20 protein-coding genes and 1 tRNA gene are annotated in these 26,765 nt (G+C 67.4%); 5 read left to right on the top strand and 16 right to left on the bottom strand.

All coding sequences use genetic code 11. The features are described 5' to 3' along the window. Positions 1-40: 40 nt before the first annotated feature. On the bottom strand, positions 41-4,264 hold the full coding sequence (gene hrpA / locus HWX31_RS31895; protein WP_174963440.1) for an ATP-dependent RNA helicase HrpA: 4,224 nt from the start codon (positions 4,262-4,264) through the stop codon (positions 41-43). 23 nt (positions 4,265-4,287) lie between these two features. Between hrpA and argA the strand changes: the two genes are divergently transcribed. Both argA and HWX31_RS31885 read left to right on the top strand, forming a co-directional pair. Further along, on the top strand, positions 4,288-5,667 hold the full coding sequence (gene argA / locus HWX31_RS31890) for an amino-acid N-acetyltransferase (protein ID WP_076474912.1): 1,380 nt from the start codon (positions 4,288-4,290) through the stop codon (positions 5,665-5,667). Between the two features lie 50 nt (positions 5,668-5,717). Next, positions 5,718-5,993: an oxidative damage protection protein gene (locus HWX31_RS31885; protein WP_009692666.1), complete on the top strand. Its 276-nt coding sequence runs from the start codon at positions 5,718-5,720 to the stop codon at positions 5,991-5,993. A gap of 123 nt (positions 5,994-6,116) precedes the next feature. On the opposite strand, the gene HWX31_RS31880 is transcribed toward HWX31_RS31885, so the two are convergent. From HWX31_RS31880 to HWX31_RS31870, 3 genes are all read right to left on the bottom strand, one after another. Continuing rightward, a complete protein-coding gene (locus tag HWX31_RS31880) occupies positions 6,117-7,514 on the bottom strand; it encodes an MFS transporter (RefSeq protein ID WP_174963438.1) in 1,398 nt (465 codons plus the stop codon). Between the two features lie 105 nt (positions 7,515-7,619). Further along, entirely contained in the window at positions 7,620-8,813 is a 1,194-nt protein-coding gene (locus tag HWX31_RS31875; protein ID WP_174963436.1) for a CaiB/BaiF CoA transferase family protein, read from the bottom strand. Next, positions 8,810-10,570, bottom strand: coding sequence for an acyl-CoA dehydrogenase family protein (locus HWX31_RS31870; RefSeq protein ID WP_174963434.1), 1,761 nt, complete (start codon positions 10,568-10,570; stop codon positions 8,810-8,812). The genes HWX31_RS31875 and HWX31_RS31870 overlap by 4 nt, the downstream gene beginning before the upstream one ends. A 130-nt stretch (positions 10,571-10,700) precedes the next feature. Between HWX31_RS31870 and HWX31_RS31865 the strand changes: the two genes are divergently transcribed. Next, on the top strand, positions 10,701-11,603 hold the full coding sequence (locus HWX31_RS31865; RefSeq protein WP_174963431.1) for a LysR family transcriptional regulator: 903 nt from the start codon (positions 10,701-10,703) through the stop codon (positions 11,601-11,603). A gap of 13 nt (positions 11,604-11,616) precedes the next feature. Here the strand turns inward: HWX31_RS31865 and HWX31_RS31860 are convergent, their stop codons facing one another. The 4 genes from HWX31_RS31860 to HWX31_RS31845 all read right to left on the bottom strand — a co-directional run bounded on the left by HWX31_RS31860 (position 11,617) and on the right by HWX31_RS31845 (position 15,888). Further along, a complete protein-coding gene (locus tag HWX31_RS31860; RefSeq protein ID WP_174963429.1) occupies positions 11,617-13,041 on the bottom strand; it encodes an amino acid permease in 1,425 nt (474 codons plus the stop codon). Positions 13,042-13,129: 88 nt separating this feature from the next. Next, positions 13,130-14,200, bottom strand: a complete 1,071-nt coding sequence (locus tag HWX31_RS31855) for a porin (RefSeq protein ID WP_174963427.1) — start codon at positions 14,198-14,200, stop codon at positions 13,130-13,132. Between the two features lie 54 nt (positions 14,201-14,254). Then, on the bottom strand, positions 14,255-14,644 hold the full coding sequence (locus tag HWX31_RS31850) for a RidA family protein (protein ID WP_059616338.1): 390 nt from the start codon (positions 14,642-14,644) through the stop codon (positions 14,255-14,257). A 32-nt stretch (positions 14,645-14,676) separates the two neighbouring features. Further along, a complete protein-coding gene (locus tag HWX31_RS31845) occupies positions 14,677-15,888 on the bottom strand; it encodes an amino acid aminotransferase (RefSeq protein WP_174963424.1) in 1,212 nt (403 codons plus the stop codon). A 215-nt stretch (positions 15,889-16,103) separates the two neighbouring features. Between HWX31_RS31845 and HWX31_RS31840 the strand changes: the two genes are divergently transcribed. Together HWX31_RS31840 and HWX31_RS31835 are read left to right on the top strand one after the other, a co-directional pair. After that, positions 16,104-16,586, top strand: coding sequence for an Lrp/AsnC family transcriptional regulator (locus HWX31_RS31840; RefSeq protein WP_174963422.1), 483 nt, complete (start codon positions 16,104-16,106; stop codon positions 16,584-16,586). 83 nt (positions 16,587-16,669) lie between these two features. After that, positions 16,670-16,744: transfer RNA gene (locus tag HWX31_RS31835), tRNA-Val, on the top strand. A gap of 1,122 nt (positions 16,745-17,866) precedes the next feature. Here HWX31_RS31835 and HWX31_RS31830 read toward each other — a convergent pair. The 8 genes from HWX31_RS31830 to HWX31_RS31795 form a co-directional block, all read right to left on the bottom strand. Further along, positions 17,867-18,916: a hypothetical protein gene (locus HWX31_RS31830; protein ID WP_174963420.1), complete on the bottom strand. Its 1,050-nt coding sequence runs from the start codon at positions 18,914-18,916 to the stop codon at positions 17,867-17,869. Between the two features lie 453 nt (positions 18,917-19,369). Further along, a complete protein-coding gene (locus HWX31_RS31825) occupies positions 19,370-19,624 on the bottom strand; it encodes a type II toxin-antitoxin system RelE/ParE family toxin (protein WP_174963418.1) in 255 nt (84 codons plus the stop codon). 10 nt (positions 19,625-19,634) lie between these two features. After that, on the bottom strand, positions 19,635-20,093 hold the full coding sequence (relB, locus tag HWX31_RS31820; RefSeq protein ID WP_004550170.1) for a type II toxin-antitoxin system RelB family antitoxin: 459 nt from the start codon (positions 20,091-20,093) through the stop codon (positions 19,635-19,637). Between the two features lie 254 nt (positions 20,094-20,347). Then, positions 20,348-21,775, bottom strand: coding sequence for an aspartate aminotransferase family protein (locus tag HWX31_RS31815; RefSeq protein WP_174963415.1), 1,428 nt, complete (start codon positions 21,773-21,775; stop codon positions 20,348-20,350). 28 nt (positions 21,776-21,803) lie between these two features. After that, positions 21,804-23,141, bottom strand: coding sequence for a glutamine synthetase family protein (locus HWX31_RS31810; protein WP_174963412.1), 1,338 nt, complete (start codon positions 23,139-23,141; stop codon positions 21,804-21,806). Between the two features lie 12 nt (positions 23,142-23,153). Next, a complete protein-coding gene (locus HWX31_RS31805) occupies positions 23,154-23,963 on the bottom strand; it encodes a gamma-glutamyl-gamma-aminobutyrate hydrolase family protein (protein ID WP_174963410.1) in 810 nt (269 codons plus the stop codon). Between the two features lie 566 nt (positions 23,964-24,529). Further along, on the bottom strand, positions 24,530-25,327 hold the full coding sequence (gene hutG, locus HWX31_RS31800; RefSeq protein ID WP_174963408.1) for an N-formylglutamate deformylase: 798 nt from the start codon (positions 25,325-25,327) through the stop codon (positions 24,530-24,532). Positions 25,328-25,385: 58 nt separating this feature from the next. Then, the gene (locus tag HWX31_RS31795; RefSeq protein ID WP_174963485.1) at positions 25,386-26,762 is read right to left on the bottom strand and encodes a formimidoylglutamate deiminase; all 1,377 of its coding nucleotides are present in this window, start codon (positions 26,760-26,762) and stop codon (positions 25,386-25,388) included. Between the last annotated feature and the right edge of the window lie 3 nt (positions 26,763-26,765).

The raw sequence follows: 26,765 nt of genomic DNA, 5'->3' as shown, positions 1-26,765 counted from the left end.
TTCCGCGCGGGGCGCGCCGCCGGCCGGGGCCCGGCCGGCCCTAGCGTTGCATCGACTCCCAGACCTTGTGCAGCCGCTTGACCGACACCGGCATCGGCGTGCGCAGCTCCTGCGCGAACAGCGAGATCCGCAGCTCCTCGAGCAGCCAGCGGAACTCCGCGAGGCGCGCATCGGCGACGCCGCCGCGCTGCGACACCGCGCGCTGGTATTGCTGGACGAGCGGCTGCAGGTCGCCGAACTGCTTCGCGTCGCGGGCCGGATCGGCCTTCAGCTTGTCGATCCGCAGCGCGATCCCCTTCAGGTAGCGCGGGAAGTGCGCAAGCTGAACGTAAGGCGTGTCGATCACGAAGCGCTTGCCGACCAGCGCGGCGAGCTGCTGCTGCAGGTCCGCGTGCGCGTGCGCGAACGGCTTCGCCTGCGCGAGCTTCTTCGCGAGCCCCGCGTATTCGGCGAGGATCTGCCCGACGAGCCGCGCGATCTCCTGCGCGAGCAGGTTCAGCCGGCTCCTGCCCTCGTCGCGGCGCGCGTGGAAGCTCGCGTCGTCGACGGGCAGCGGGTCCTGCAGGCACGCGCGGTCGAGCGCGGTGTCGATCAGCTGGTCGCGCAGCTCGTCCTGCGTGCCGAGCGACATGTACTGCATCGCCATCTCGCGCAGGCCCGGCAGGTTCTTCTCCAGATACTTGATCGGCTCCTTCAGCTGCAGCGCGAACAGCCGCCGCAGCCCCGCGCGGTGGATGCGCGCGGCCTCCTCCGGCGAATCGAACACCTCGACGTCGCAATGCGCGCCGCGGTCGACGAGCGCCGGGTAGCCGAACAGCGTCTGCCCGCGCCGGCGGATCTCCAGCAGCTCGGGCAGCTTGCCGAAATTCCAGGTCGTCAGGTTCTCGTAGAGCGCCGTCGCGCCGGCTTCCGCCGGGGCGGCGGTCTGCGGCGGTGCGCCCTTTTCGCCCTTGCCACCGCCCTTGCCGACGCTCTTGCCGCCCTGCGCGGCGCCCGCACCGGCGGACGGCGCCGCGGACGGGGCCGCATCGGCGTCGCCGCCGGCGGTGATCGTCGCCGCCGCGGCGATCTTCTGGAACTGCTGCTGCGCCTGCGCGCCGAGTTCGCTGCGCAATTGCGCGAGATTGCGCCCCATTGCAAGCTGGCGGCCGTGCTCGTCGATCACCTTGAAGTTCATGAACAGGTGCGCGGGCAGCGTCTCGAGCTTGAAGTCGCTCGTCTTCATCATCACCTGCGTCTGCGCGCGCACGTCGGCGATCAGCGCCTCGACGAGCCCGCCGGCGCCAAAGCGCTCGCGCCCCATCCGCTCGACAAAGCCGGCCGCGAATTCGGGCAGCGGCACGCAGTGCCGGCGCAGCTTCTGCGGCAGCGACTTCAGCAGCAGCTGCACCTTCTCCTTCAGCATCCCCGGCACGAGCCACTCGCAGCGGCGCGCATCCACTTGGTTCAGCGCATAGAGCGGCACCGCGAGCGTCACGCCGTCGCGCGGCGCACCCGGCTCGAAGTGGTACGTGAGCGCCATCTCGACGCCCGCCATCGTCGCGCGCTTCGGGAACAGCTCGGTCGTCACGCCCGCCGCCTCGTGGCGCATCAGGTCGTCGCGCGACAGGTACAGGAGGCGCAGCTTGTCTTCCGGCTGGCCGCCCTTCTTCACCTCGTCGCGATACCAGCGCTCGAACGCGGCGCCCGTGTGGATGCCTTCCGGAAGCGCCTGGTCGTAGAACGCGTAGATCAGCTCGTCGTCGACCAGCACGTCCTGCCGGCGCGACTTGTGCTCGAGCTGCTCGATGTCGGCGAGCAGCTTGCGGTTGTGCGCGAAGAACGCCAGCTTCGTGTCGAACTCGCCTTCGACGAGCGCGCCGCGGATGAACAGCTCGCGCGCGCGCGCCGGGTCCTGCCTGCCGAACGCGACGCGCCGCCGGTGGTAGACCGGCAAGCCGTACAGCGTCGCGCGCTCGAATGCGCTCACCTGCGCCGGGCGCTTTTCCCAGTGCGGCTCCGACAGCGCCTTCTTCAGCAGATGCGCGCCGACCTTCTCGATCCATTCCGGCTCGATCTTCGCGAGGCAGCGCGCGTACAGCCGGCTCGTCTCGACCAGCTCGGCCGCCATCACCCAGCGTCCGGCCTTCTTCGCGAGCGCCGAGCCCGGCCACAGGAAGAACTTGATCCCGCGCGCGCCGAGATAGTGCGGCTCGTCGTCGGCCTTCAGCCCGAGGTTGCCGAGCAGGCCCGTCATCAGGGCCAGATGCACCTGCTCGTAGGTCGCTTCCGCGTCGTTCAGCCGCCAGCCGTGCTCGCGCACGACGGTCAGGAGCTGCGAATGGACGTCGCGCCATTCGCGCAGGCGCAGGTGCGACAGGAAATTCTGGCGGCACGCGTCGATCAGCTGGCGGTTCGACTTCTTGTGCGCGACCGCTTCCTCGAACCACGCCCAGATCTTCAGCCACTGCAGGAATTCCGAGCGCTCGTCGGCGAAGCGGCGGTGCGCCTGGTCGGCCTGCTCCTGCGCGTCGATCGGCCGGTCGCGCGGGTCCTGCACCGACAGCGCGCTCGCGATGATCAGCACTTCGCGCAGCGCCTGCTGGTCGCGCGCGCCGAGGATCATCCGCCCGACCCGCGGATCGAGCGGCAGCCGCGCGAGCTCGCGGCCGAGCGGCGTCAGCGCGTTGTCGTCGTCGACCGCGCCGAGCTCGTTGAGCAGCTGGTAGCCGTCCGCGATCGCGCGGCCCGGCGGCGGCTCGAGGAACGGGAACATCTCGATCGCCGTCAGGTGCAGCGACTTCATCCGCAGGATCACCGACGCGAGCGACGAGCGCAGGATTTCCGGATCGGTGAAGCGCGGCCGCGCCTGGTAGTCGGTTTCCTCGTACAGGCGGATGCAGACGCCGTCCGCGACCCGGCCGCAGCGGCCCGCGCGCTGGTTCGCGGCAGCCTGCGAGATCGACTCGACCTGCAGCTGCTCGACCTTGTTCCGGTACGAATAGCGCTTCACGCGCGCGAGGCCCGTGTCGACCACGTAGCGGATGCCCGGCACCGTCAGCGAGGTCTCGGCGACGTTCGTCGCGAGCACGATGCGGCGCGCGTTCGACGGCTTGAACACCCGGTCCTGCTCGCCCGCGGACAGGCGCGCGAACAGCGGCAGGATCTCGGTGTGCGGCGGGTGATGCTTGCGCAGCGCTTCGGCGGCCTCGCGGATCTCGCGCTCGCCGGGCAGGAACACCAGCACGTCGCCCGAGCCTTCGCGGCACAGCTCGTCGACCGCGTCGACGATCGCGTCCATCAGGTCGCGCTCGGCCTCGCGCGCGGTCTTCACACGGTCGCGGCTGGCGGTGCCTTCCGCGTTCTTGACCGCCGGGCGGTCCTCCGCGACCGGGCGGTAGCGCATCTCGACCGGGTACAGCCGGCCGCTCACCTCGATGACGGGCGCGGGCCGCTCCTCGCTGCCGAAATGGCGCGCGAAGCGGTCCGCATCGATCGTCGCCGACGTGACGACCAGTTTCAGGTCCGGGCGCTTCGGCAGGATCTGCTTCAGGTAGCCGAGCAGGAAGTCGATGTTCAGGCTGCGCTCGTGCGCCTCGTCGATGATCAGCGTGTCGTACGCCCTCAGGAGCGGATCGGTCTGCGTCTCGGCGAGCAGGATGCCGTCCGTCATCAGCTTGACGGACGCGCCGGGCGCGAGATTGTCGGTGAAGCGCACCTTGTAGCCGACCACTTCGCCGAACGGCGTGCCGAGCTCCTCGGCAATGCGGCGGCCGGTCGACGACGCGGCGAGCCGGCGCGGCTGCGTGTGGCCGATCAGGCCGGTGCCGCCCGCGCCGAGGCCGCGGCCGAGTTCGAGGCAGATCTTCGGCAGCTGGGTGGTCTTGCCCGAGCCCGTCTCGCCGCACACGATGACGACCTGATGGCCGGCGATCGCGCGCGCGATCTCGTCGCGCTTGCCCGACACGGGCAGGCTTTCGGGGTACGTGATCGGCGGGACCGGATTGGGCGTGACGGCGGCGCGCGGCGGACGTTCGCGGCGCGGTGCGCGCGCGTCCTGCGCGGCGGGCTCGCGCGGCGCGTCGCGCCGTTCTCGTTGCGGCTCGCGCTGCGGCTGGGCCTGCGAATCGCTGCGTCGCTCGCGTTGCGGCCCGCCCTGCGGATTGCCCGTCGGCGCGCGTGGTGTCCGGCCCTCAGGCTTGCGTGCGTCGGCCGCACCATCCGGGTGCTCGGCCGACGGCGCGTTGGCCCGCGTCGGCGCGGGACTTTTAGGTACATTCGACATGGGGGCGCATTATAATCCCGCCCATGAATTCCCAAACCGACCTCCCCCCCGCCCAGTCCGGCGCCGCGAACCCGCCGGCCGCCGACGATTCGGCCGCCAGCCACGCGCAGTTCGTGGACTGGATGCGCTCCGTCGCGCCCTATATCCACAAGTTCCGCAACAGCACGTTCGTCGTGGGATTCGGCGGCGAGGTGGTGCAGCAGGGGCTGCTGAACGCGCTGGTGTCCGACATCGCGCTGCTGCAGGCGATGGGCATCCAGATCGTGCTCGTGCACGGCTCGCGGCCGCAGGTCGAGGAGCAGCTGAGCCTGCACGGTGTCGAATCCGAGTTTTCGCACGGGCTGCGCATCACCGATGCGCGCGCGCTCGAATCCGCGAAGGAAGCGGCGGGCGAAGTGCGCCTCGACATCGAGGCCGCGATCAGCCAGGGCCTGCCGAACTCGCCGATGGCGCACGCGCACATCAGCGTCGTGTCGGGCAACTTCGTGACGGCGCGGCCGGTCGGGATTCTCGACGGGGTCGATTTCGCGCATACGGGCGTCGTGCGCAAGATCGACGCCGAATCGATCCGCCATTCGCTCGCGAGCCGCAAGCTCGTGCTGCTGTCGCCGCTCGGCTTCTCGCCGACCGGCGAGGCGTTCAACCTGTCGATGGAAGACGTCGCGTCGGCCGCCGCGATCGCGCTGCGCGCCGACAAGATCATCTTCCTGACCGAAGGCCCCGGCATCGTCGACGACGAAGGCGAGCTGGTCCGCGAAATGTCGCTCGACGCGGCCGCCGATCTGCTCGACTCGGGCAACATCCAGGGCGACGACGCGTTCTTCCTGAAGCATTCGATCCGCGCGTGCCGCGGCGGCGTGACCCGTGCGCACCTGATCCCGCAGTCGCTCGACGGCAGCATGCTGCTCGAGCTGTTCCTGCACGACGGCGTCGGCACGATGATCTCGTACGAGAACCTCGAGAGCCTGCGCGAAGCGACGCCGGACGACGTCGGCGGCATCCTGTCGCTGATCGAGCCGCTCGAGACGGACGGCACGCTGGTGCGCCGCGGGCGCCACCAGATCGAGCGCGACATCGACCACTTCTCGGTGATCGAGCACGACGGCGTGCTGTTCGGCTGCGCGGCGCTTTACCCTTATCAGCAGGAAAAGATCGGCGAGATGGCGTGCCTGACCGTCGCGCCCGAGGCGCAAGGCTCCGGCGACGGCGAGCGGCTGCTCAAGCGCATCGAGCAGCGCGCGCGGGCGCGCGGCCTCACGCACATCTTCGTGCTCACGACGCGCACCGAGCACTGGTTCCTCAAGCGCGGCTTCGTGAAGGTGAGCGTCGACGACCTGCCGGAAGACCGCCGCAAACTCTATAACTGGCAGCGCAAGTCGCTCGTGCTGATGAAGCAGCTCTGAGCGCAGGCCCGACTGCCCTCCCCCCAGACCGATTACAGGAGAAGTACACGATGGCTCGAATGATCCAATGCGCGAAGCTCGGCAAGGAAGCCGAAGGTCTCGATTTCCCGCCGCTGCCGGGCGAACTCGGCAAGCGCATTTACGAAAGCGTGTCGAAGGAAGCGTGGCAGGGCTGGCTCAAGCAGCAGACGATGCTGATCAACGAAAACCGCCTGAACATGGCCGACCCGCGCGCGCGCCAGTACCTGATGAAGCAGACCGAGAAGTACTTCTTCGGCGAAGGCGCGGACCAGGCGTCCGGCTACGTGCCGCCGACGGAAGGCTGACGCGAGTCGCGCGGCCGGCTTCGGCCGGTCTTGCAGCGATATCGAAAACGGCACCGTGCGACGCGCGGTGCCGTTTTCGTTTTGGGGGGCGGCTTCCGGCGGCGACAGCGCGCGCCGCGCCGCTCACCCCGCCGGCTTCAGCGCGCCGCCCTCGCCCGCCTGCTCCGGCCCGCTCGCCGTGTTTTCGGCGCCCCATTCCGCCGCATCGCTGCGCTCGGCGCTCGACAGCTCGTCCGCGCGATGGCCCGTGCGGTTCAGCAGCGCCAGCATGCAGACGAGCGACACGCACGCGTAGAGCCCCGACGCGATCGCGACGCCGACGATGCTGCCCGTCGCGTTGAGGATCGCCTGCGCGAGCACCGGCGTGCCGCCGCCGACGACGAGCGCGCTCAACTGGTACGCGAGCGACAGCCCCGTATAGCGGATGTTCGCCGGAAACACCCGCGCGAGCACGCCGCCGACCGCGCCGTAGAACATCGCCGACGGAATCGTCGACACGCACATGCCGGCGACGGCGATCCAGTACGAGCGGGTTGCAAGCGCGTGGAACATCACCGGCATCAGCACGATCTCCGGAATCAGGATCCAGCACATCGCGCGCCGCATGTCGATCTTCGACACGAGCCATGCGCCGACGGGCTGCATCAGGAACTGCACGACGAGCGACATCGACAGGATTCCGAGGAACGTCCCCTGCGCGTAGCCGAGCTCCTTGGTCGCCCACGACAGTGCGAACGTGCTGCGGAAATACGTGACGTTGATGACGGGCAGCGTGCCGGCCGCGAGCAGCACGACCGGCCAGTGATCGCGCACCACGTCGCGCAGCGGCAGCTTCACCGTGCGCTTGCGCTGCAGCACGCGCCGCATGTCGGCCGACTCCTCGAGCCTCAGGCGGATCACCATGCCGACGACCACGAGCACCGCCGACAGCAGGAACGGAATGCGCCAGCCCCACATCAGGAACGCGGGCGTCGGCAGCGCGCTCAGCGCGAAGAACGCGCCGGTCGCGAGCAGGTTGCCGGTGGGCGAGCCCTGCTGCGCGAACGCCGCGTACAGGATGCTCCGGTGCTTCGGCGCGTTTTCGCTCGCGATCAGCACCGCGCCGCCCCACTCGCCGCCGACCGCGACGCCCTGCAGCACACGCAGCACGACGAGTCCGGCCGGCGCCCACACGCCGATCTGCGCGTAGCTCGGCAACAGGCCGATGCCGGTGGTCGCGAGCCCCATCATCACCAGCGTGATCACGAGCGCGATCTTGCGGCCGACGCGGTCGCCGAGATGGCCGAACACGATCCCGCCGAGCGGACGCGCCGCGAAGCCGGCCCAGAACGTGACGAACGCGAGCAGCGTCGCGACGCCGGGATTCATCGTGCTCGAAAAGAACACCTTGCCGAACACGAGCGCGGCGGCCGTGCCGTAGATATAGAAGTCGTACCACTCGATCGTCGTGCCGACGAACGCGGCAAGCGCGGCGCGGCCCGGCCGCGGGTTCGCGGCGGGAAGGGATTGCGGACGGGTCATCGTTGTCTCCATGTCTGTAGTCGGTGGCGCGACTGCCGCGCGCCTTGTCCGGTTTGGCCGGTTTGGCCGGTTGGCCTGGCTGGGCCGCCGGCCGGCGGCCTCGCGTCAGTCGGGCGCCTTCAGCACGCCGGCGTCGAGCAATTGCTGCTGCAGCGCCGGATCGACCCCGAGACGGTCGAGCACCGCGCGCGTGTCGCGGCCCAACGCAGGCGGCGGCGAGCGATAGGTCGCCGGCGTGCGCGACAGCCGGATCGGCGACGCGGTGCCGCGGTAGCGGCCGATTTCGACGAGCAGGTTCCGGTGCAGCGTATGCGGGTCGCGCGCGACGTCGGCGACGGTCTGCACCGGGCCGCACGGCACGCCGGCCGCCATCAGGTCGCGCGCGAGCGGCGCGCATGCATGCGCAGCCAGCAACGCCTCCAGCGCGGCCTTCAGCTCGGGCCGGTGCGCGCAGCGGCTGCGGTTGTCGACGAAGCGCGGATCGTCCGCCAGTTCCGGCGCGCCGAGATGCGCGACGAGCCGCGCGAACTGCCGGTCGTTGCCGACCGCCAGGAAGATCGGCGCGGTCGCGGTGCGGTAGCCGTCGTACGGCGCGATGTTCGGATGCGCGTTGCCGCTGCGTTCCGGCACGCGCCCGGAGCCGAAGAAGTTCGGCAGATGCGGATGCAGCAGCGACACGCCGCAGTCGTAGAGCGCGATGTCGATCGACTGCCCCTGCCCGCTCCTTTCGCGCTCGGCCAGCGCGAGCAGGATCCCGGCGAGCGCGTTGAGCCCCGTCACCATGTCGACGATCGGCAGGCCGATGCGCATCGCGTCGCCGTCGCGCTCGCCGTTGACGCTCATCAGCCCGGCCATCGCCTGAATCACCGCGTCGTAGCCGGGCAGCCCGCCGAGCGGGCCGTCGGCGCCGAAGCCCGTCACCGCGCAGTGGATCAGCCGCGGAAAGCGCGGCCGCAGGTCGCGCGCGTAGTCCATGCCCCAGCGCGCGAGCGTGCCCGGCTTGAAGTTCTCGACCAGCACGTCGGCCTCCTCGAGCAGACGCCACAGGATCGCGCGGCCCTCGTCGCGCGACAGGTCGAGCGCGAGCCCCTCCTTGTTGCGGTTGACGCCGATGAAGTACCACGCGGTGTCGTCGAGAAACGGCGGCCCCCAGCCGCGCGTCTCGTCGCCCGCGGGCGGTTCGATCTTGATGACCTGCGCGCCGTGGTCGGCGAGCGCCTGCGTACAGTACGGGCCGCCGAGCACGCGGCTCAGGTCGACGACCTTCAGGCCGGCCAGTGCGCCTTGCGTCCCGTTCATCGCTCGACCTCCGGAAGCAGGTCGAGCGCCGCGTCGAGCGACACCGGCGCGCCGCGCAGCAGCGCGTCGACCGTCGCCGCCTCGTCGTGGCACGCGCGGCGCGACGACGGCGCGAGCGGATCGACGGGCAGCAGCTTCTCGCGCACGATCAGGTGCGCGAGCGCGAGACGGCGATGGTCCGGCGCCGTGCATACGCCCTCGCATGCCATCAGGATCGCCGCGCTCGCGTAGTACAGCGCGGACGCGGCCTGGCGCACGCCTGCGTCGTCGCCGCTCGTCGCGACCTGCGCGAGCGCATCGGTTGCGCGCGCGAGCACGCGCCTGAACACGGTGCGGCTCGCGTCCGGCAACGGCGCCTGGCCGAGCCGGTCGGCGAGGAACGCATGCAGCGCGTCGAGCGCCCGCTCGCGCTGCGCGGCGCGCGCGACGTCGAGCGCGACGATGTTGCTCGTGCCTTCCCAGATCGAGCCGAGATGCGCATCACGCACGAGCCGCGCGTCGCTCCATTCCTCGATGTAGCCGGTGCCGCCGCGCACTTCCATCGCGTCGCCCGTCACGCGGCGCGCGTCGCGGCACGCGCGGAACTTGATCAGCGGCGTCAGGATCCGCACGCAGCGCGCGGCCTCGGCATCGCCGGCGTCGGCCTGCTGCAGCAGCAGCGCGATCCGGATGAACATCGTGCGCGCGGCCTCGGTCGGCAGCAGCATCTTCATCAGCTGCCGCTGCATCAGCGGCATCTCGATCAGCTTGCGGCCGAACGCCTCGCGATGCATGGCGACGTGCAGCGCCTCGTTCATCGCGCGCCGCATCAGGCCCGCCGCACGCACGCCGTTCGACAGCCGCGACATGTTGATCATGTCCGCCATCTGGTGGAAGCCGCGGCCGATCTCGCCGATCAGGTACGCGTGCGCGCCTTCGAGCGCGATCTCGCCGCTCGCCATCGACCGGCTGCCGAGCTTGTCCTTCAGCCGCACGATCCGGTAGTGGTTGCGCGTGCCGTCCGGCAGCGTCTTCGGCAGCAGGAACAGCGCCAGGCCCTTGATGCCGTCCGGCGCGCCGTCGGGCCGCGCGAGCACCATCGCGAGATCCGCGTCCGCGTTCGAGCAGAACCACTTGTCGCCGTACAGGCGCCACACCGTGTCGCCGTGCGCGTCCGTGTCGCGCGCCGCGCGCGTCGCGACCCGGCCGACGTCGGAGCCCGCCGCCTGCTCGGTCATGAACATCGCGCCCTGGTACAGCGTGTCGAAGTCGCGCGACGCGAGCATCGGCAGATAGCGCGCGACGAGCTCTGGCTCGCCGAAGCGGCGCAGCGTGCGGGTCAGCGAGTCGGTCATGCTGACCGGGCAGCACAGCCCGAATTCCGCCTGCACGAACAGGAAGGTCAGCGCGTACTTGACGAGCGGCGACTCGGGCGCGCGCTGGTGGCTCAGCGACGCGAGCCCGAGTTCCGCATACGCGACGCGCTCGAGCGCGACGTACGCGGGATGCTTGTCGATCCGCTGCACGGGCTCGCCGCGCCGGTTGCGATGCTCGAGCACCGGCGGATGCTTGTCCGCGCATGCGGCCCATTCGTCGAGCTCGCCGCTGACGCGCGCGCCGAGCGCGCGCAGCTGCGGTTCGAGTTCCGCATAACGCGCATCGCCGAGATGGAGCCTCAGCAGCACGCCCAGATCCGGATCCGCGGTGAAGAAATTGATGCCCCGGGTGTCGGGGATATTGGACGCGCCGGGGGTCGGCGCGCGATCGGTGTCGTTCATGTCGGTGTCTCCTGCCCCATGCAAAGCGGTCCGCTCAGCGTAGGCGTGGGATCGATAAGCGTCCAATACAGGATTTATCCGGTACGATAGAAAGCGCTTATCGATGCCGAAGCCGGGGGAGGAAGACGCGATGGAACTGAAGCAGCTTCGATATTTCGTCGCGGTGGCCGAGGAGCTGCATTTCGGGCGCGCCGCCAAGCGGCTGTTCATCTCGCAGCCGGCGCTGAGCTTCGACATCCGCAAGTTCGAGGACGCGCTCGGCGTGCAGCTGTTTGCGCGCACCAGCAAGTCGGTCGCGCTGACCAACGCCGGCGAGGTGCTGCTCGGCGAGGCGCGCCGGCTGCTGCTGCAGGCGGCCGAGGCCGAGCGCCTGACGGTCCGTTCGGCGTCCGGGTACGCGGGGCGGCTGCGGGTCGGCTTCGTCCATTCGATGCTGTATCGCGGGCTGCCCGATGCGGTGCGGCGCTTCGAGGCCGACTACCCGGGGGTCGAGATCGTGCTCTCGGAAATGAACACGCAGGCGCAGGTGCAGGCGATCCAGCGCGGCCAGATCGACCTCGGCTACGCGCACTGGGGCCACTTCCCGCCCGAGGTCGATTCGACGCCGATCTATGCGGAGCCGTTCGTCTGCTGCCTGCCGGCCGGACATCCGCTCGCGCGGCGCCGGCAGGTCGCGCTCGCCGCGCTCTCGGACGAGCCGTTCATCCTGTTTCCGCGCGACGCGGCCCCGCACTATCACGACCTGATCATCGCGCAATGCGTGAATGCGGGCTTCAGCCCGCTGATCCGTCACGAGGCGCGGCTGTGGCAGACCATCCTGTCGATGATCGAGTTCGGGATGGGCGTCGCGCTCGTGCCGCGCGTGCTGCAGCAGGTGAAGAGCGACCGGCTCGCGTTCCGGCCGCTGAAGGACGCGCCGCTCGAATCGCGCACGCTCGAGCTGAAGCGCAGCGGGAGCGCCGAACCGGTCGCACTGCGCTTTGCGGACTATCTGCGCGCGTCGATCGATGCGCTGCCGGCGCTTGAAGGGTGAGCGCGCGCGGGCGTCAGTCGGCGCCCGGCTGCAGCGCGGGCTGCGCGCGCCGGTACCACACGCCGTACACGACGGACAGCACGGCGAGGAACGGGATGCCGAAGATCAGCGTCATGTGGAATTCCGGCGTGAAGTACGTGGTAACCATCACCGCGAGCATCAGCCCCGCGCCGAGCAGCGTCAGCAGCGGAAAGCCGCGCATCCGGAACGCAGGCAGCGGCAGCCCGCTCGCCGCGCGGCGGCGCCGGAAGCAGTAATGCGTGACGAAGATCATCATCCACGTGAACAGCGCGCCGAACATCGACACCGACATCATGATCGTGAACGACGCGTCCGGATACAGCACGCTCAGGACCGTCGCGAGCGCGATGCCGAGCGTCGACAGCAGCAGCGCGCCGAGCGGCACGCCGCGCGCGTTCACTTCGCCGAGCGCCTTCGGCGCATGCCCCGCGCGCGACAGGCTGAACATCATCCGCGTCGTGATGTAGAGCTGGCTGTTCATCGCGGACAACGCGGCGACCAGCACGACGAAGTTGATCAGCCCCGCCGCGCCCGGCAGACGGATCGCCTCCATCACCTTGACGAACGGGCTTTCGTCGCGGCCGGCGGCCGTCCACGGCACGATCGCGAGCATCAGTGCGAGCGTGACGAGATAGAACAGCACGAGCCGCACGATCGTCGAGCGGAACGCGCGCGTCACCGCGCGCTCGGGGTCCTGCGCCTCGCCGGCAGCCACCGCGATCATCTCGATGCTCAGGTAGCTGAAGATCGACACGATCACGGCCACCCAGGTCCCCCACGCGCCTTTCGGAAAGAAGCCGCCGTGCGCGACGTAATGATGGAGACCCGCGCGCGCCGCGCCGCCGCCGACCAGCGCCGGATCGCCGAACACGACGTACGCGCCGAGCATGATGAAGCCGACGATCGCCGCGATCTTCACGACCGAGAACGCGTATTCGACCGAGCCGAACACGTCGACGCTGCGCGCGTTGACGAACACGAGCAGCGCGGAGAAGCCGACGATCCACAGCCAGCCCGGCACGCCCGGGAACCAGTACTTCATGTATAGCGCGATCGCGGTGACTTCGGTGCCGACCGCGAGCACGATGCACGCCCAGTACGCGTAGCGCACGAGAAAGCCGGCCCACGGGCTCACGTAATGCTCGGCGTACGCGCCGAACGAACCGGACGTCGGGTGCGCGACCGTCATTTCCGCGAGACAGCCCATCAGCAGCAGCGAGATGAATGCGCCGATCGCGTAGCTGACGAGCACGCTCGGGCCGGCGAAGCCGATCGCGAAACCGCTGCCGAGAAAAAGCCCGGTGCCGATCGCGCCGCCGATCGCGATCATCGCCATCTGCCGCGCGGAAAGCGTGCGGCGCAGGCCCTGCTCGCGCGCCGCGATGTGCTGGAAGTGCCCTTTTGATTCAGGTTGCATCGAGTGACCTCGTTCGATATCGATTGTCGTGGCGAAACCGCGAACGGCGCGCGGCGGCGTTGCGGCCGTCGCGCGCCGTTCGCCCGGCTCAGAACATGTGGCGCAGCCCAACCGCGACGCCGGTCTGGTTGCCGCGGCCCGGCAGTTCGGTGAACGCGCCGCCCGATACCTTGTTGTAGTCGACCGTCGCGTAGAGCTGCGTCGCCTTCGACAGCGCATACTCGGCTTCCAGCACGCCCGTGTAGCGCTTGCCGCGATTGCCGGCCACGCCGTTCACGTTCCGGATGTCGTCGTAGTAGGCCGCGCCCGTCACCGACACGGCCGGCGTGAACCGGTAGCTCGCACCCGCGTAGAAGATCGCATCCCGGCGCGGATCGTCGGCGAACGAGCCATAGGTCACCTTGCGGCCCGGCGCGTTCAGCAGCGCCTGATCGAGCACGCCCGAGCGGTCGATGCCGCCGAGATAGCCCGCGTACAGCGTCGCCGCGCCGAACGTGTAGCGCGCACCCGCGCCCCACGCCTGCTGCGCGCGGCCGTTCAGGTCGCGCACCTGCTGGTAGGTCGCGCCGGCCATCAGCCCGCCTTGCGTGTATGCGGCGCGCACGCCCCAATAGGCGTTGGCGCTCATGCTGCCGGCCACGCCGCCGAAGCCGTAGCTCGCGCCGACATTCAGCCCGCCGAACGTGCCGTCGTAGCTGACGGCGTTGCTCGCGCGGCCCTGCGTGAGGAAATACGGCCACATGTTCGCCGTGTAGTTGCCGACGGTCAGCGGATCGAGATCGCCGAACAGATTGAACGCCTCGGTCGCCTGCCGGCCCAGCTTGACCGTGCCCCAGTCGCCAGACAGGCCGACGTAGGCATAGCGGCCGAACAGCGCGCCGTCGAGCTGGCCGTTCTGCGGCTCGAACCCGCTTTCGAGCCGAAAGATCGCCTTCAGCCCGCCGCCGAGCGCTTCGTCGCCTTTCATCCCCCAGCGGCTGTTCGTGATCGCGCCGTTGGTCAGTTGCACGCTTGCACCGTTCGCCCCGTCCGCGTGCGTCGTGTAGCGGATGCTCTGGTCGACGATGCCGTACAGCGTGACGCTGCTTTGCGCCAACGCGCCGCCCGATACGAGCAGCCCAGCCATCATTCGCAGTGCAAATCGATGATGCTTCTCCATCTTCTCCTCCAGTCCTTGTTGTGGTGGTGTGTGTTGCTGTGTTGAAGCGTGCCGCTATGCGCCGGAAACGGGCGGCAACGCGACGTACGCGACGAGCTCGACGCGCATCGCCGGATGCGCGAAGCCCTGCACGCCGACGCAGGTCCGGTTCGGGTAAGGCGCGCGGAAATGCCGCCGGTACTCGGCGTCGAATTCGGGCATGTCCTTCACGTCGGACAAGTAGACGAGCACCTGCGCGACGTCGTCGAGCGTCGCACCCGCGGCGGCCACGGCCTTCGCGAGATTCGACAGCGTGAGGCGCGCCTGTTCGGTCATCGTGTCGCCGTCGATCGCGCCCGCCGCGTCGACGGGGCCGTGCCCGGTAAACATCAGCCCGCCCGCGCGGGTCGCCCATGAGAACGGCTGGCCGAGTTGCGGCAGGTCGACCGGAATCTGCTCTGGCATCGTCTGCTCCTTTGCCGGTTGGGTTTGGACCGTCAGGCCGCTTGCCGCGCGGCGCCGAGCACGTCGGCGATAGCGGCCGCGACGTGCTCGACGTTTGCGTCGTTCAGGCCCGCGATGCACATGCGCCCCGAGCGCAGCAGGTAGACGCCGTGCAATGTACGCAGGCGATCGACGTCGGCCGCGCCGATGCCCGTGTAGCCGAACATCCCCCGCTGCGCGACGAGCGCGTCGAACGACCGCTCCGGCAGCCGTGCATCGAGCCGTTCCTTCAGCGTGCCGCGCATGCGCTTGATGCGCGTGCGCACGCCCGCGACCTCGTCTTCCCAGCGCGCACGCAGCATGTCGTCGTTCAGCACCGTCGCGACGAGTTGCGCGCCGAACAGCGGCGGGCTCGAATAGGTGCGGCGCACGCCGGCCTGCAGCTGGCTCAGCACGGTCGCGGCCTCGCCCGCGTTCGCGCAGACGATCGACAGGCCGCCGACACGCTCGCCGTACAGCGAGAAGTTCTTCGAGAACGAATTGCCGACGATCACCGGCAGGCCGGCATCGGTCATCGCCCGCACCGCCCACGCGTCGTCCGCGAGGCCATCGCCGAAGCCCTGGTACGCCATGTCGAGGAACGGAATCAGCCCGCGCCGCGCGAGGACGTCGATCACCGCGCGCCACGCGTCGCGGCTCGGATCGAGGCCCGTCGGATTGTGGCAGCACGGCTGCAGCAGCACGACGCTGCGCGGCGGCAGCGCGTCGAGCGCCGCGAGCATTGCGTCGATGCGCAAGCCGTTGCGCTGCGCGTCGTAATACGGATACGTCTGCACGTCGAGGCCCGCCGCCGCGAAGATCACGCGGTGGTTGTCCCAGGTCGGGTCGCTGATCCAGATCGCGCTGTCCGGGAAGTAGCGCTTGATGAACTCCGCACCGAGCCGGATCGCGCCCGAGCCGCCGAGCGTCTGCAACGTCGCGACGCGCCGTTCCGCGAGCGCCGCGCAATCGGCGCCGAACACGAGCCGCTGCACGGCCTGCCGAAAGCCGGCCAGCCCTTCCATCGGCAGATACGTATGCGGCGCGCCCGCTTCGCGCAGCCGCTCGGTCGCGATCCGCGTGCTGTCGAGCACGGGAATCCTGCCCGCGTCGTCGTAATAGAGGCCGATGCTGAGATTGACCTTGCGTGGGTGCGCGTCCTGCTGGAAGGCCTGGAACAGCGACAGGATCGGGTCGCCCGGATAGGCGGGAATGTGATCGAACATGACGGAGTGACGGTTGGGATTGAACGGCGTCGCCGCACGGAGCGACGCGTGCGGCCGGTGCGGGCGGCGGCGCGGTGACGCCCGCCGGCCCGGTCAACGTATGGCTCGCATGTTATCGAGGACGAAATAAAATGAGCTTCACATTTCGCTGACGATTCGCGGGATTTGCAGTAGAGTCTGCTATATCCAGCCCAAGATTCAGTGGAACCTGCGAAATGAACCTCGACCGAACCGACATGCGGATCCTCCGGCACCTCGAGCGCGACGGCCGGATCAGCAACCAGGACCTCGCGAACGCGGTCGCGCTGTCGCCGTCCGCGTGTCTGCGGCGCGTGAAGCTGCTCGAGGAGCGCGGCGTGATTGCCGGCTATCGCTGCGCGATCGAGCCGAAGCAGGTCGGCGTCGCGTTCGAAGCCCTCGTGCACGTGACGATGCGGCCCGACGAGCCCGAGTGGCACGACCGCTTCGTCGACGCGCTCCGGCAGTGGCCGGAAGTCGTGTCCGCACAGATCGTCACCGGCGGGGCGAACTACGTGCTGACGGTGCGCGCGCGCGACCTCGACCACTACTCCGATTTCGTGATCAATACGCTGTACCGCGCGACGGGCGTGATGTCGATCAACTCGAGCATCGTGCTCGCGACACTCAAGCGCGACGGCTCGATCCTCGATCTGATCGAGCCGTCATCGACCGGTTGACCGACTTGTGCGAGAGTCCGTGAAAAAATTTGCAGAAAGTACTTTACGAACCCGAAAAACCCTGACATAATTTCATCTTCTTTGGGCGGTTAGCTCAGCGGTAGAGCACTGCCTTCACACGGCAGGGGTCACTGGTTCGATCCCAGTACCGCCCACCAAAGAATTCGCCGCTTGTGGCGACGCGTCAAACGCTGGATCGAGCAGTTCTCTCCGGCGCCAGCGCAAAGCCACTAGGCAAAGAAAAAGCCCTGCACTTGCAGGGCTTTTTTTTCGTTCGCATCTCCCGCGCTAACGGGATGCTCTGACACTGCACATGCGTAACTCGAGACCGGATCTGTCAGTCAGCGTCAGTCAGGTCTGAGATTGCTTCGCCGTCGCTTCATCAAGGACCGTGATCGACCCACAAGGGACGGCCGCGATTCTCCAGAGCGGTCGTTCACTGGCGAAGCACGGCCGAAACCCGTGTCTGCGTCTTATCGACGGCGAATTCTGTGGGGCATCGCGGCGTGCTTGCGATGGTGTTGTCCCGCACTATAGAGCTATTTTCTATCCACTCACGCTCGCCTAGTATCTTCGACTCGCCTACATCCCCCAGCGCGTAGTGTTTGTCAGCGGCACTGTCCGGCCGTGGCGCGTCGGCCTCCACCATCGAACGGATTTAGATTTCTTGGGCAACGTGGAATACTCGACAAACACGCTGAGTTCGCCAACGGAGTAGAGCCACGTCGCGCAAACCGTAGACCCACGCACGTTTATGCCTTCGATGTGCGTCACCCCGGCACTTCTCTTACCCGTGTCGTCCCTCAAGAAGGCGAACCCAAGGGTCACACTCTCAAGCGTTTTGGCGTTTAGCAAAGCGTTTGCGAAAGGTCGTATGTCGATTGGAATGTCTTCTTCAATGATTCTGCAACCAAATAGTTTTACGAAATACAACTGTAGATAGATCGCGGCGCACCTAGTGTGATGCGGAAAGATTCGCCCCAAATCAACGTAGCCTAAGTTCGGCAACGGCATGAAGTGCCGCCGAAGGTAGTCCGAAAACCGATCCCATGCCCTATCGTAGGGTTGAGTAAGGCTGCTGTTGCAACGATTGCAGATGAGCGCCTTCGATTTCAGCAAGTCTGCTTTCACACTGCCCAATCTAACGTTTCGGCGTCGCGACGTATGAAAGAACAGTGGAGTCTTTTGCGAGACCGGCCCGAAGTAATTTCTGAGGTCGGATGCCTTGACGAGATGCTCCCCCGTTCCCGCCTCATCCCCACATATCCAACATTTCATAGTCACCCCTTCAGGGAAAAATCGACAATGCCCGTCTCGATCTCGCCGTTATCCATTCGTACAACCTGGAGCGTTATCTTGGATAGATACCTGGTGGGAGAAGCTATCCACTTCATCACAACTGTCTTTTCTTCACTTCTTGGCTTTTCCTTACCCAGTTGATGTTCTTGCAAAAGGTCTTGAATCACGCCAGCAGCGAGGTCGGGAACGCTCAGCAAATCATCCAAATGACTCTTTTCAGTAAAGGATTTGCCAAATCCCCCGCCAGCAAAACCCTGCTCTGTATACAGTGCGAGTACACGCAGGAACGTCGCCTGTGTGTCGGCGAAGTTCCGCTCCTTATAATCCTCGTTGATTAGATCGTTGTCGCTGTACCAAATGAACTTTTGATTGTCAGTTACCAACAATGACGTGAACGCGGCCAGTATGTTGCAAACGCGAAGCAACTTCTCGGCGGCATGACCGTCCCAAGTGCCGAGGCTGTGGCTTGACAAGTGCTCGATAATGATCGGGTGCGCTTGCCGCTTATCCGCGGCGAAAACAGTGTCAATCCGCTTGTCGATAGCCACGGTAATGATCGCACCGTGAATAAAGTTATCGACCAGTTCGAGGTATTCAGGGAGCGCGCGGCTTCTCGGGCCGCTCTTAAGTTTCTTGTAGGCGAATTCGCTGTAGGGCGCGACTAGCCCGTGTTTTTCCCTCAGTTCCTTTACCTTCTTGGCAAACGGGCCGACCTTGTCGTAGGCGAGAAAGAGGAACGAGTACGTATAGAAGCGCGCCGTCGGGTGTTCGCCTCCAAAGTCAGACATTACGGCAACACCCTTGTCGTCCGAGAAATCAGGCAGTTCCTTGATCTTCCTAACGAGATCGACCAAACGGTGAGAGAAGTATGGGTATTCTGGCCTCACCAACGGTAGATCAAACGGCCCGCTCTTGTTTATCTTCTGCTGCGGCGGTGCCGACACAACAACGAGCTTTAACGAAGCGGGCGAGTTGCCAGCGGCCTGCGCAGCCGCTGCTGCGACAGTCGCCTTTTTGAAAGGTGGTTTCATCGCTTCGCAAAAGGAAAGGGATATATCAGATGATATTCCCAAGTTTGTCGCAAAGGAAAAGCCCGCACGCGGCGGCCATCAGTTCAATTGCGTCGCGCCGCTCACCACGTCTCGGCTTCCTCCGGGTTCCCGAGTGCGCCCTCCTCGCAGCGCCGCACACACATAGCGGTGCAATGGCGCAGGGAGAACGCACAGTTGGTTCAAAATTAAGAATCCCGACTACGCCCGCTCGGCAGCATTGGGTTTCGGATGGCACGAAGAACACTGACTGGCGAGGCGCCAATGCTTGAATTCAATGCTGCGTGGACACCGTATCCAAAGGGCGCCCACGACGAACGACTCTTGATGGCCGAACCGAGTCAGACGATCTGACGCTGTCTGTTTGGTCTAGTCCAGCCTTATACACTGCACACTATTGCAAAAAGAATCGCTCTAGCTGATGCTGCCCCCCCGTCAATCTGGCCACTGTTGCCGCGCATGCTTCACGTTCAGAATTTCGACTATGTCTGCATCAATGCTGTACACGACAATGTAGTTGTGATGCACCACCATCTCTCGCGTTCCTGATACGCGCCCCGCTCGGTACAGCCTCGGGCGAACCCTCAGCCCCTCCGCCTTTTCACGAATCGTATGCACCAGGGCTAACGCAGCATCCGGATCGTCCTCCCCGATAAACTCCAAGATACCCAACAGGTCTTCCTCGGCCATCGGCCGCCACTTAAGTCTTAGCACGCTTCCCCTTTCGCATCGCTTCGACGCGGGCCAGAGCCTTTTTCATTACGTCCTCATGCTCGATACTCGGGCGCGGGTCGTCGATCGACGCCTGCACCTGCTCGCGCAACCACTTGTCATAGGCCGCCGCATTCGCGTGCGTTTGCTTCATCGCCGCTGCCCGATCGGGACGGCTTGAACGCTCGATCTCGACCTCATCGGGTCGCCATGCTTCGAGCGAGAAACGCCCCGACTGCAACCCAAGTTCGCGTATCACCTCAAGCGCCTTGACGGGGTTCCGAAACGCACGCGGCCGGCGATTGTTCGACGTGACCAGCACGGCCGTTCCAGCCGTCCGCGTCTCCAGCTCGACGTAAAATGAACCGCCCTCAGCCTTGAGAACAGCCGACAGGACACCGCCCGCATGTGCGGCGGCAGCAGCCTGAGACACATCCAACGTTTTCATGGCACAACCTTTAGTAGATAACGGCACGATCTATAATACATCGTGCCACAGCCAATAACATTCCGCCCCCTTTATTTGACGTAAAACCCCATCCAGTCGTCAGCACCTCACGCCTTGGAGTACAGCAGGGCCATTGATTCCATCTTTCGATCCCAGTACCGCCCACCAAAGAATTCAAGGGCCTGCGTCTCACGACGCAGGCCCTTTTCGTTTTCGCGATGCAGCCTTTCGCACACGCCGATCACCCCACCCGCTCAGCCGATCCCCACCCGCTCCGCCGTCGCATCGAACGCCCGCTTCGCCTTCTCGACGATCTCGTCGACCTCGGCCTCGCCGACCACGAGCGGCGGCGACAGCAGCATCCGGTCACCGGTCGCGCGCATGATCAGGTTGCCGTTGAAGCAGAAGTCGCGGCAAATCGTGCCGACCTCCCCGCCATGCTCGAAGCGCACGCGCCGCGCCGGCTCGCGCGCGAGCTGAACGCCCGCGACGAGCCCCGCGCCGGCAATCTCGCCGACGATCGGATGCCCGCCCAGCGCGTCGCGCAACCGGCGCTGGAAATACGGGCCGATGTCGCGCTTCACGCGCGCAACGATCCCTTCGTCGCGCAGCAGCTTCAGGTTCGCGACCGCGACCGCCGCCGCGACCGGATGGCCCGAATACGTCATCCCGTGATGGAATTCGCCGTGCTCGATCAGCGCCTGCGCGACCCGGTCATGCAGCGCCACCGCACCCATCGGCACATAACCGCTCGTCAGCCCTTTCGCGAGCGTCATCAGGTCCGGCTCGAAGCCGAAGTGCTGGTGCGCGAACCATTCGCCGATGCGTCCGAAGCCGCCGATCACCTCGTCGGCGACGAGCAGGATGTCGTACTCGCGGCAGATCCGCTGGATCTCCGGCCAGTACGTCGACGGCGGAAAGATCACGCCGCCCGCGCCCTGGAACGGCTCGCCGATGAACGCGGCGACGTTCTCCGCGCCGAGTTCGAGAATCTTCGCTTCGAGCTGCTGCGCACGCGCGAGGCCAAACGCTTCGGGCGTTTCTCCGGCCTGTGCCTCGCCGAAGAAATACGGCTGATCGATGTGCACGACGTGCTCGACCTTCGACGGCATCTGCTCGTGCATGTAGTCCATCCCGCCCAGCGTCGCGCCCGCGATCGTCGAACCGTGATAACCGTTGCGACGCGAGATCACGTATTTCCTGCGCGGCCGGCCCTGCACGCGCCAGTACTGGTGCACGACGCGCAGCACGGTGTCGTTGCCTTCCGAGCCGCTGTTGCAGTAGAAGAAATGGTTGAAGCCCGGCGGCGTGACTTCGGCAAGCAGCTTCGACAGTTCGATCACCGGCGGATGCGTGGTCTTGAAGAACGTGTTGTAGAACGGCAGTTCCTGCAGTTGCCGGTACGCGGCGTCGGCGAGTTCCTTGCGGCCGTAGCCGACGTTCACGCACCACAGGCCGGCCATCCCGTCGATGATCTTGTTGCCGTCCGAATCCCACAGATAGACGCCGTCCGCCTTCACGATCACGCGGCTGCCCGCGCGATTGAGCGCGCCCATGTCGGAGAACGGGTGGATGTGGTGAGCGGCGTCGAGCGCGCGGTATTCGGCGGTGGTGCGGGCCTGCGGGGTGCGGGCCGCGGGGGCGGCCGGCTCGATCCAGGCCGGTTCGTTGCGATCGGTCACGTGTCCTCCGGAGTGCGGTGGTGCGCGCTCACACATGCAGCAGCAGATGCCGGCGCTCCCATGAACTGATCACGCGGAAGAACGCCTCGTATTCGGTTTCCTTCAGCGCGAGATACGCCTTCACGAACTTGTCGCCGAGAATCTCCGCGAGCGGCGTGCACGCAGCCATCGTCGAGATGCCTTCCTCGAGATTGCGCGGCAGCTGGTAAGGCAGGTCGTAGCCGTCGGACGCGAGCGGCTGGGTCGGCTCGAGCCGCTGCACGATGCCGAGATAGCCGGCGGCGAGCGTCGCCGCGAACGCAAGATACGGGTTGCAGTCGACGCCCGGAATGCGATTCTCGATGCGGCGCGCCAGCGGGCTCGACTGCGGAATGCGGAAGCCGACCGTGCGGTTGTCGTAGCCCCACTGCACGTTGATCGGCGCAGCCATGAAGCGCGACAGCCGGCGGTACGAGTTGATGTACGGCGCGAAGATCGGCATCAGCGCCGGCGTGTACGTCTGCAATCCGGCGAGATAGCCGCGAAACAGCGGCGTCACGTCGCCTTTCGCATCGGTGAACAGGTTGCGGCCGGTTTGCGGATCCGCGAGGCTCTGGTGAATGTGCATCGCGGAGCCGGGCTCGCCTTCCATCGGCTTCGCCATGAACGTCGCGTACATGTTGTGCCGCAGCGCCGCTTCGCGCACCGTGCGCTTGAACAGGAACACCTGATCCGCGAGCGACAGCGCGTCGCCGTGCATGAAGTTGATCTCCATCTGCGCAGCGCCGACCTCGTGGATCAGCGTCTCGATGTCGAGCCCCTGCATTTCGCAGTACTCGTAGATGTCCTCGAACAGCGGGTCGAATTCGTTGACGGCCTCGATCGAATACGACTGCCGGCCCGTCTCCGCGCGCCCGGTGCGGCCGACCGGCGGACGCAGCGGCAGGTCGGGATCGGCGTTCATGTCGACCAGGTAGAACTCGAGCTCGGGCGCGACGACCGGCTTCCAGCCCTTCTCGTGATACAGCTCGAGGATGTGCCGCAGCACGTAGCGCGGCGAGATCTCGACCGGCGAGCCGTCGAAATGCACGCAGTCGTGAATCACCTGCGCGGTCGGGTCGACCGCCCACGGGATCAGGGAGATCGTCGACGGGTCGGGCACGCACACCATGTCGGGATCGGTGACGCCGGTCAGTGTGCCGTCCTCCGGATAGTCGCCGGTGACGGTCTGCACCATCACCGCCTGCGGCAGGCGCATCGATTCGCCGGACTCGAACTTGTTGCGCGGGATGATCTTGCCGCGCGCGATGCCGGCCATGTCGGGAATGATCGCCTCGACCTCGGTGATGCGATGCTGCCTGAGGAATTCGTCCAGTGCGGGTTGCATGATCGGCCTCTTTCAGTCCACGACACGTGCGTCCGGCGGCGCGGTTTCGCCGTCGACGGCCGCACGGATACGGTGCGTCATGTGCGCGCGGCACGCCGCGCCGAATGCCGCGAAAATGTCGCGCGACAGCGGCTGCTCGGCGAACCGCCATTCGGGATGCCACTGCACGCCGAGCGCGAACGCGCGCGCGCCGCGCACGCTCACCGCCTCGATCAGTCCGTCGGGCGCGCTCGCCTCGACGACGAGCCCCGCGCCGATGCGCGCGATGCCCTGGTCATGCAGCGAATTGACCGTCGCTTCGCACGCGCCGCGCGCGATCCGCTGCAGCAGGCCGCCCGGCGCGAAGCGCACGACGTGCGCGGGACCGTATTGCGCGTCGAGCGGATCGGACGGCGTCTCGCGATGGTCGGCGAACCCCGCGGTCGCATGCAGCCGCTGATGCAGCGTGCCGCCATACGCGACGTTCATTTCCTGCATCCCGCGGCAGATCGCGAGCACCGGCACGCCGGCGTCGATCGCCGCGCGCATCAGCGGCAGCGCGGTCGCGTCGCGCGCCGGATCGTGCAGCGTGCCGGGCGCGCTCGCGGACCCGCCGTAATGATGCGGCTCGACGTTCGAATGGCTGCCGGTGAACAGCAGGCCGTCGACCGCCGCGACGAGCGCGTCGACCGGCTGGCGCACGCCGAGCGCAGGCAGCACGAACGCGAGCACGCCCGCGCCGTCGACGAGCGCGGCAAGGTACTTCTCCCCCGCCGCATGCGTCGGGTGCGCGCCGCGCATCATGCGATCGGCGGTCACGGCGACGATCGCGCGCGCCCTCATGATCGCGTCTCCCGGAACATCGGCGCGCGCATGCGCAACGAAGCGCCGCATGCGTCGCGCTGCGCAATGCGGTGCGGCCCGGAACGGATGAGGCAATCGGCGCTAGGGCAACAACGACGCGCTGCCGTCGCACTGAATCGCGCTGAACGCGCGCGTGGTCACGAGATTGAAGCGGCGCAGGCCGCGATGGGACATGACGGTGAGGCGAGGCTCGCTGGACAAGGCGGAATGCGTGCCGCGATCGGCATGCCGGAGCGGACCGGCAGGACGCGGCGCGCCCGCCGACGGACTTCGCGTCCGCTGGATCGAAGGGCTGGCGGCTTTCACGATCGTACTCGACTGACGGATGAACGCTGAACACGTGTCGCATTGCAGTGCGCGGTTCAACCCGTGCAGCGACACGCAAGCAAGCCGTCGTTTGTGACGGCTTCCTGACATTCAGCTTATATCACCTAAAAATTGCGTCAAATTTTCAGGCGTCCGCGTCGGTATTAACCCTGACAAAACAAAGGCGGCATCGATTCGCAGAATCGATGCCGCCTCGTGCAATGCGCCGCCGGTCGCGTTCAGCGATACGCGAGCGCGGTCTCGGCGAGCGTCTGCAGCAGCGGCGACACCCGCGCGGCGCGCGCTTCGTCGTACGCGTACGGACGCGTCTCTTCCATGTACGTGATCTGCGCGAGCTCGAGCTGCACGGCCTGCACGCCCGTCTCGGGCACGCCGTAATGACGCGTGATGTAGCCGCCCTTGAAGCGGCCGTTCGCGACCGCCGTATAGCCGCCATGCGCGATCACGCGCTCGGCCAGCACCTCCGCGAGGCCGGGGGCGGCGCTCGCGCCGTTCGCGGTGCCGAAGTTGAAGTCCGGCAGCCGCCCGTCGAAGAAGCGCGGCACGTGCGAGCGGATCGAATGCGCCTCCCACACCAGCACGCGGCCGTGCTCGCGTTTCACGCGCGCGATCTCGCCCTGCAGCGCTTCATGGTACGGCCGCCAGTAGCGGTCGCGGCGGCGCAGGATCTCGTCGTTGCCGGGCAGCGCGCCGGCCGGATAGAGCGGCGCCTTGTCGAACGTGTCGACCGGCACGAGGCCCGTCGTGTCCTGCCCCGGGTACAGGTTCTCGTTGTCGGGCGGCCGGTTCAGGTCGACGACGTAGCGCGCGTGCGACGGCACCAGCACCGATGCGCCGAGCGCGACGGCGAAGCCGTACAGGCGCTCGAGGTGCCAGTCGCAATCGTCGACGAAGCACGCGTCGGGCGTCATCGTCGCAGCGATGTCGTCGGGAATGAACGTGCCCGCGTGGGGAATCGAGATCAGCAGCGGCAGCGTGCCCTGCTTCAGCGTGAATACAGCCGGTTGGTCGGTCATGTCGGTCCCGTGTCGGTCGGACGGCGCGCGCCCCGCGGCGCGCGCCGGTTGCCGCGCGTCAGCGCAGCAGTTGCGCCAGCGCGGCGCGGTAAGCGGCATACGCGGCGGCTTCGTCGCGATGGCGGCGTTCGCGCACGACGCATTCGCCGCCCGTGTAGACGTCGCGCACCGGCGTGTCGCCGTGCTCGGCGAACACCGCGCCGGACAGCCACGCCGCGCTGTCGTGCTCGGCAATCGCCGGATGATCGGGATCGAGCACGAGCCAGTCGGCGCGGCAGCCCGCGCGCAGCGCGCCGATCCGCCGCCCGCTCGCCTGCGCGCCGCCGGCCAGCGACGCGTCGAACAGGCGATCCGCGACCACCGGCTGCGCGTCGCTCGCGAGCACGTTGCGCGCGCGGTGCACGAGCCGCTGCCCGTATTCGAGCAGGCGCAGCTCGGCGCGCCAGTCGACCGATGCATGGCTGTCCGAACCGATGCCGATCACGCCGCCGTGCGCGAGATAGTCGACGGCCGGAAACACGCCGTCGCCGAGGTTCGCTTCGGTCGTCAGGCACAGGCCGGCGACCGCGCGGCGCTGCGCGAGCGCCGCGGTCTCGGCCGCATCGACGTGCGTCGCATGCACGAGGCACCAGCGCGCATCGACGTCGAAGCGGTCGAGCAGCCACTGCACGGGCCGCGCGCCGTACGCGCGCACGCAGTCGTCGACCTCGGCCGTCTGTTCGGCGATGTGGATGTGCACGGGCGCGTCGTCGGGCAGCCCGTCGAGCAGCGTGCGCAAGCCCGCTTCGGACACCGCGCGCAGCGAGTGCGGCGCGACGCCGTAGCGCAACGCGCCGTCTTCCGGCGCGGCGCGGCGCATCGCGTCGAGCAGTTCGAGCAGGCCGTCGGGCGTGTTGATGAAGCGGCGCTGGTCGTCGCGCGGCGGCTTGTTGCCGAAGCCCGCGAACTGGTACGACACCGGCAGCATCGTGATGCCGATACCGGCCGCGCGCGCCGCGTCGATCACGCGCACGCCGAGCTCGGCGAGCTGCGGATAGCGTGAGCCGTCCTGCGCGTGATGCACGTAGTGGAATTCGCACACCGACGTGTAGCCGCATTTCAGCATCTCGACGTACAGCCAGCGTGCGATCGCCGCGAGCGCGTCGGGCGTGATCTTCAGCGCGAAGCGGTACATCAGGTCGCGCCAGCTCCAGAAGCTGTCGGACGGGTTCGCGCGGTATTCGGTGAGCCCCGCCATCGCGCGCTGGAACGCGTGCGAGTGCAGGTTCGGCATGCCGGGCAGCACCGGCCCGGCCGCGCGCGCGACGCCCGCCGGCGCGTCGGTGTCGGGCGTCACCTCGGTCAGCGTGCCGGCCGCGTCCCAACGCAGCAGCACGTTGCGGCGCCAGCCTTCAGGCAGGTAGGCGTGCGCCGCGAACAACGTCGTGTCGGTCATCGT

It is taken from the genome of Burkholderia ubonensis (assembly GCF_902833085.1).
Lineage (GTDB): Bacteria > Pseudomonadota > Gammaproteobacteria > Burkholderiales > Burkholderiaceae > Burkholderia > Burkholderia ubonensis.
Note: the sequence above shows the minus strand (reverse complement) of the source record. Positions and strands in the feature narration are given on the sequence as shown.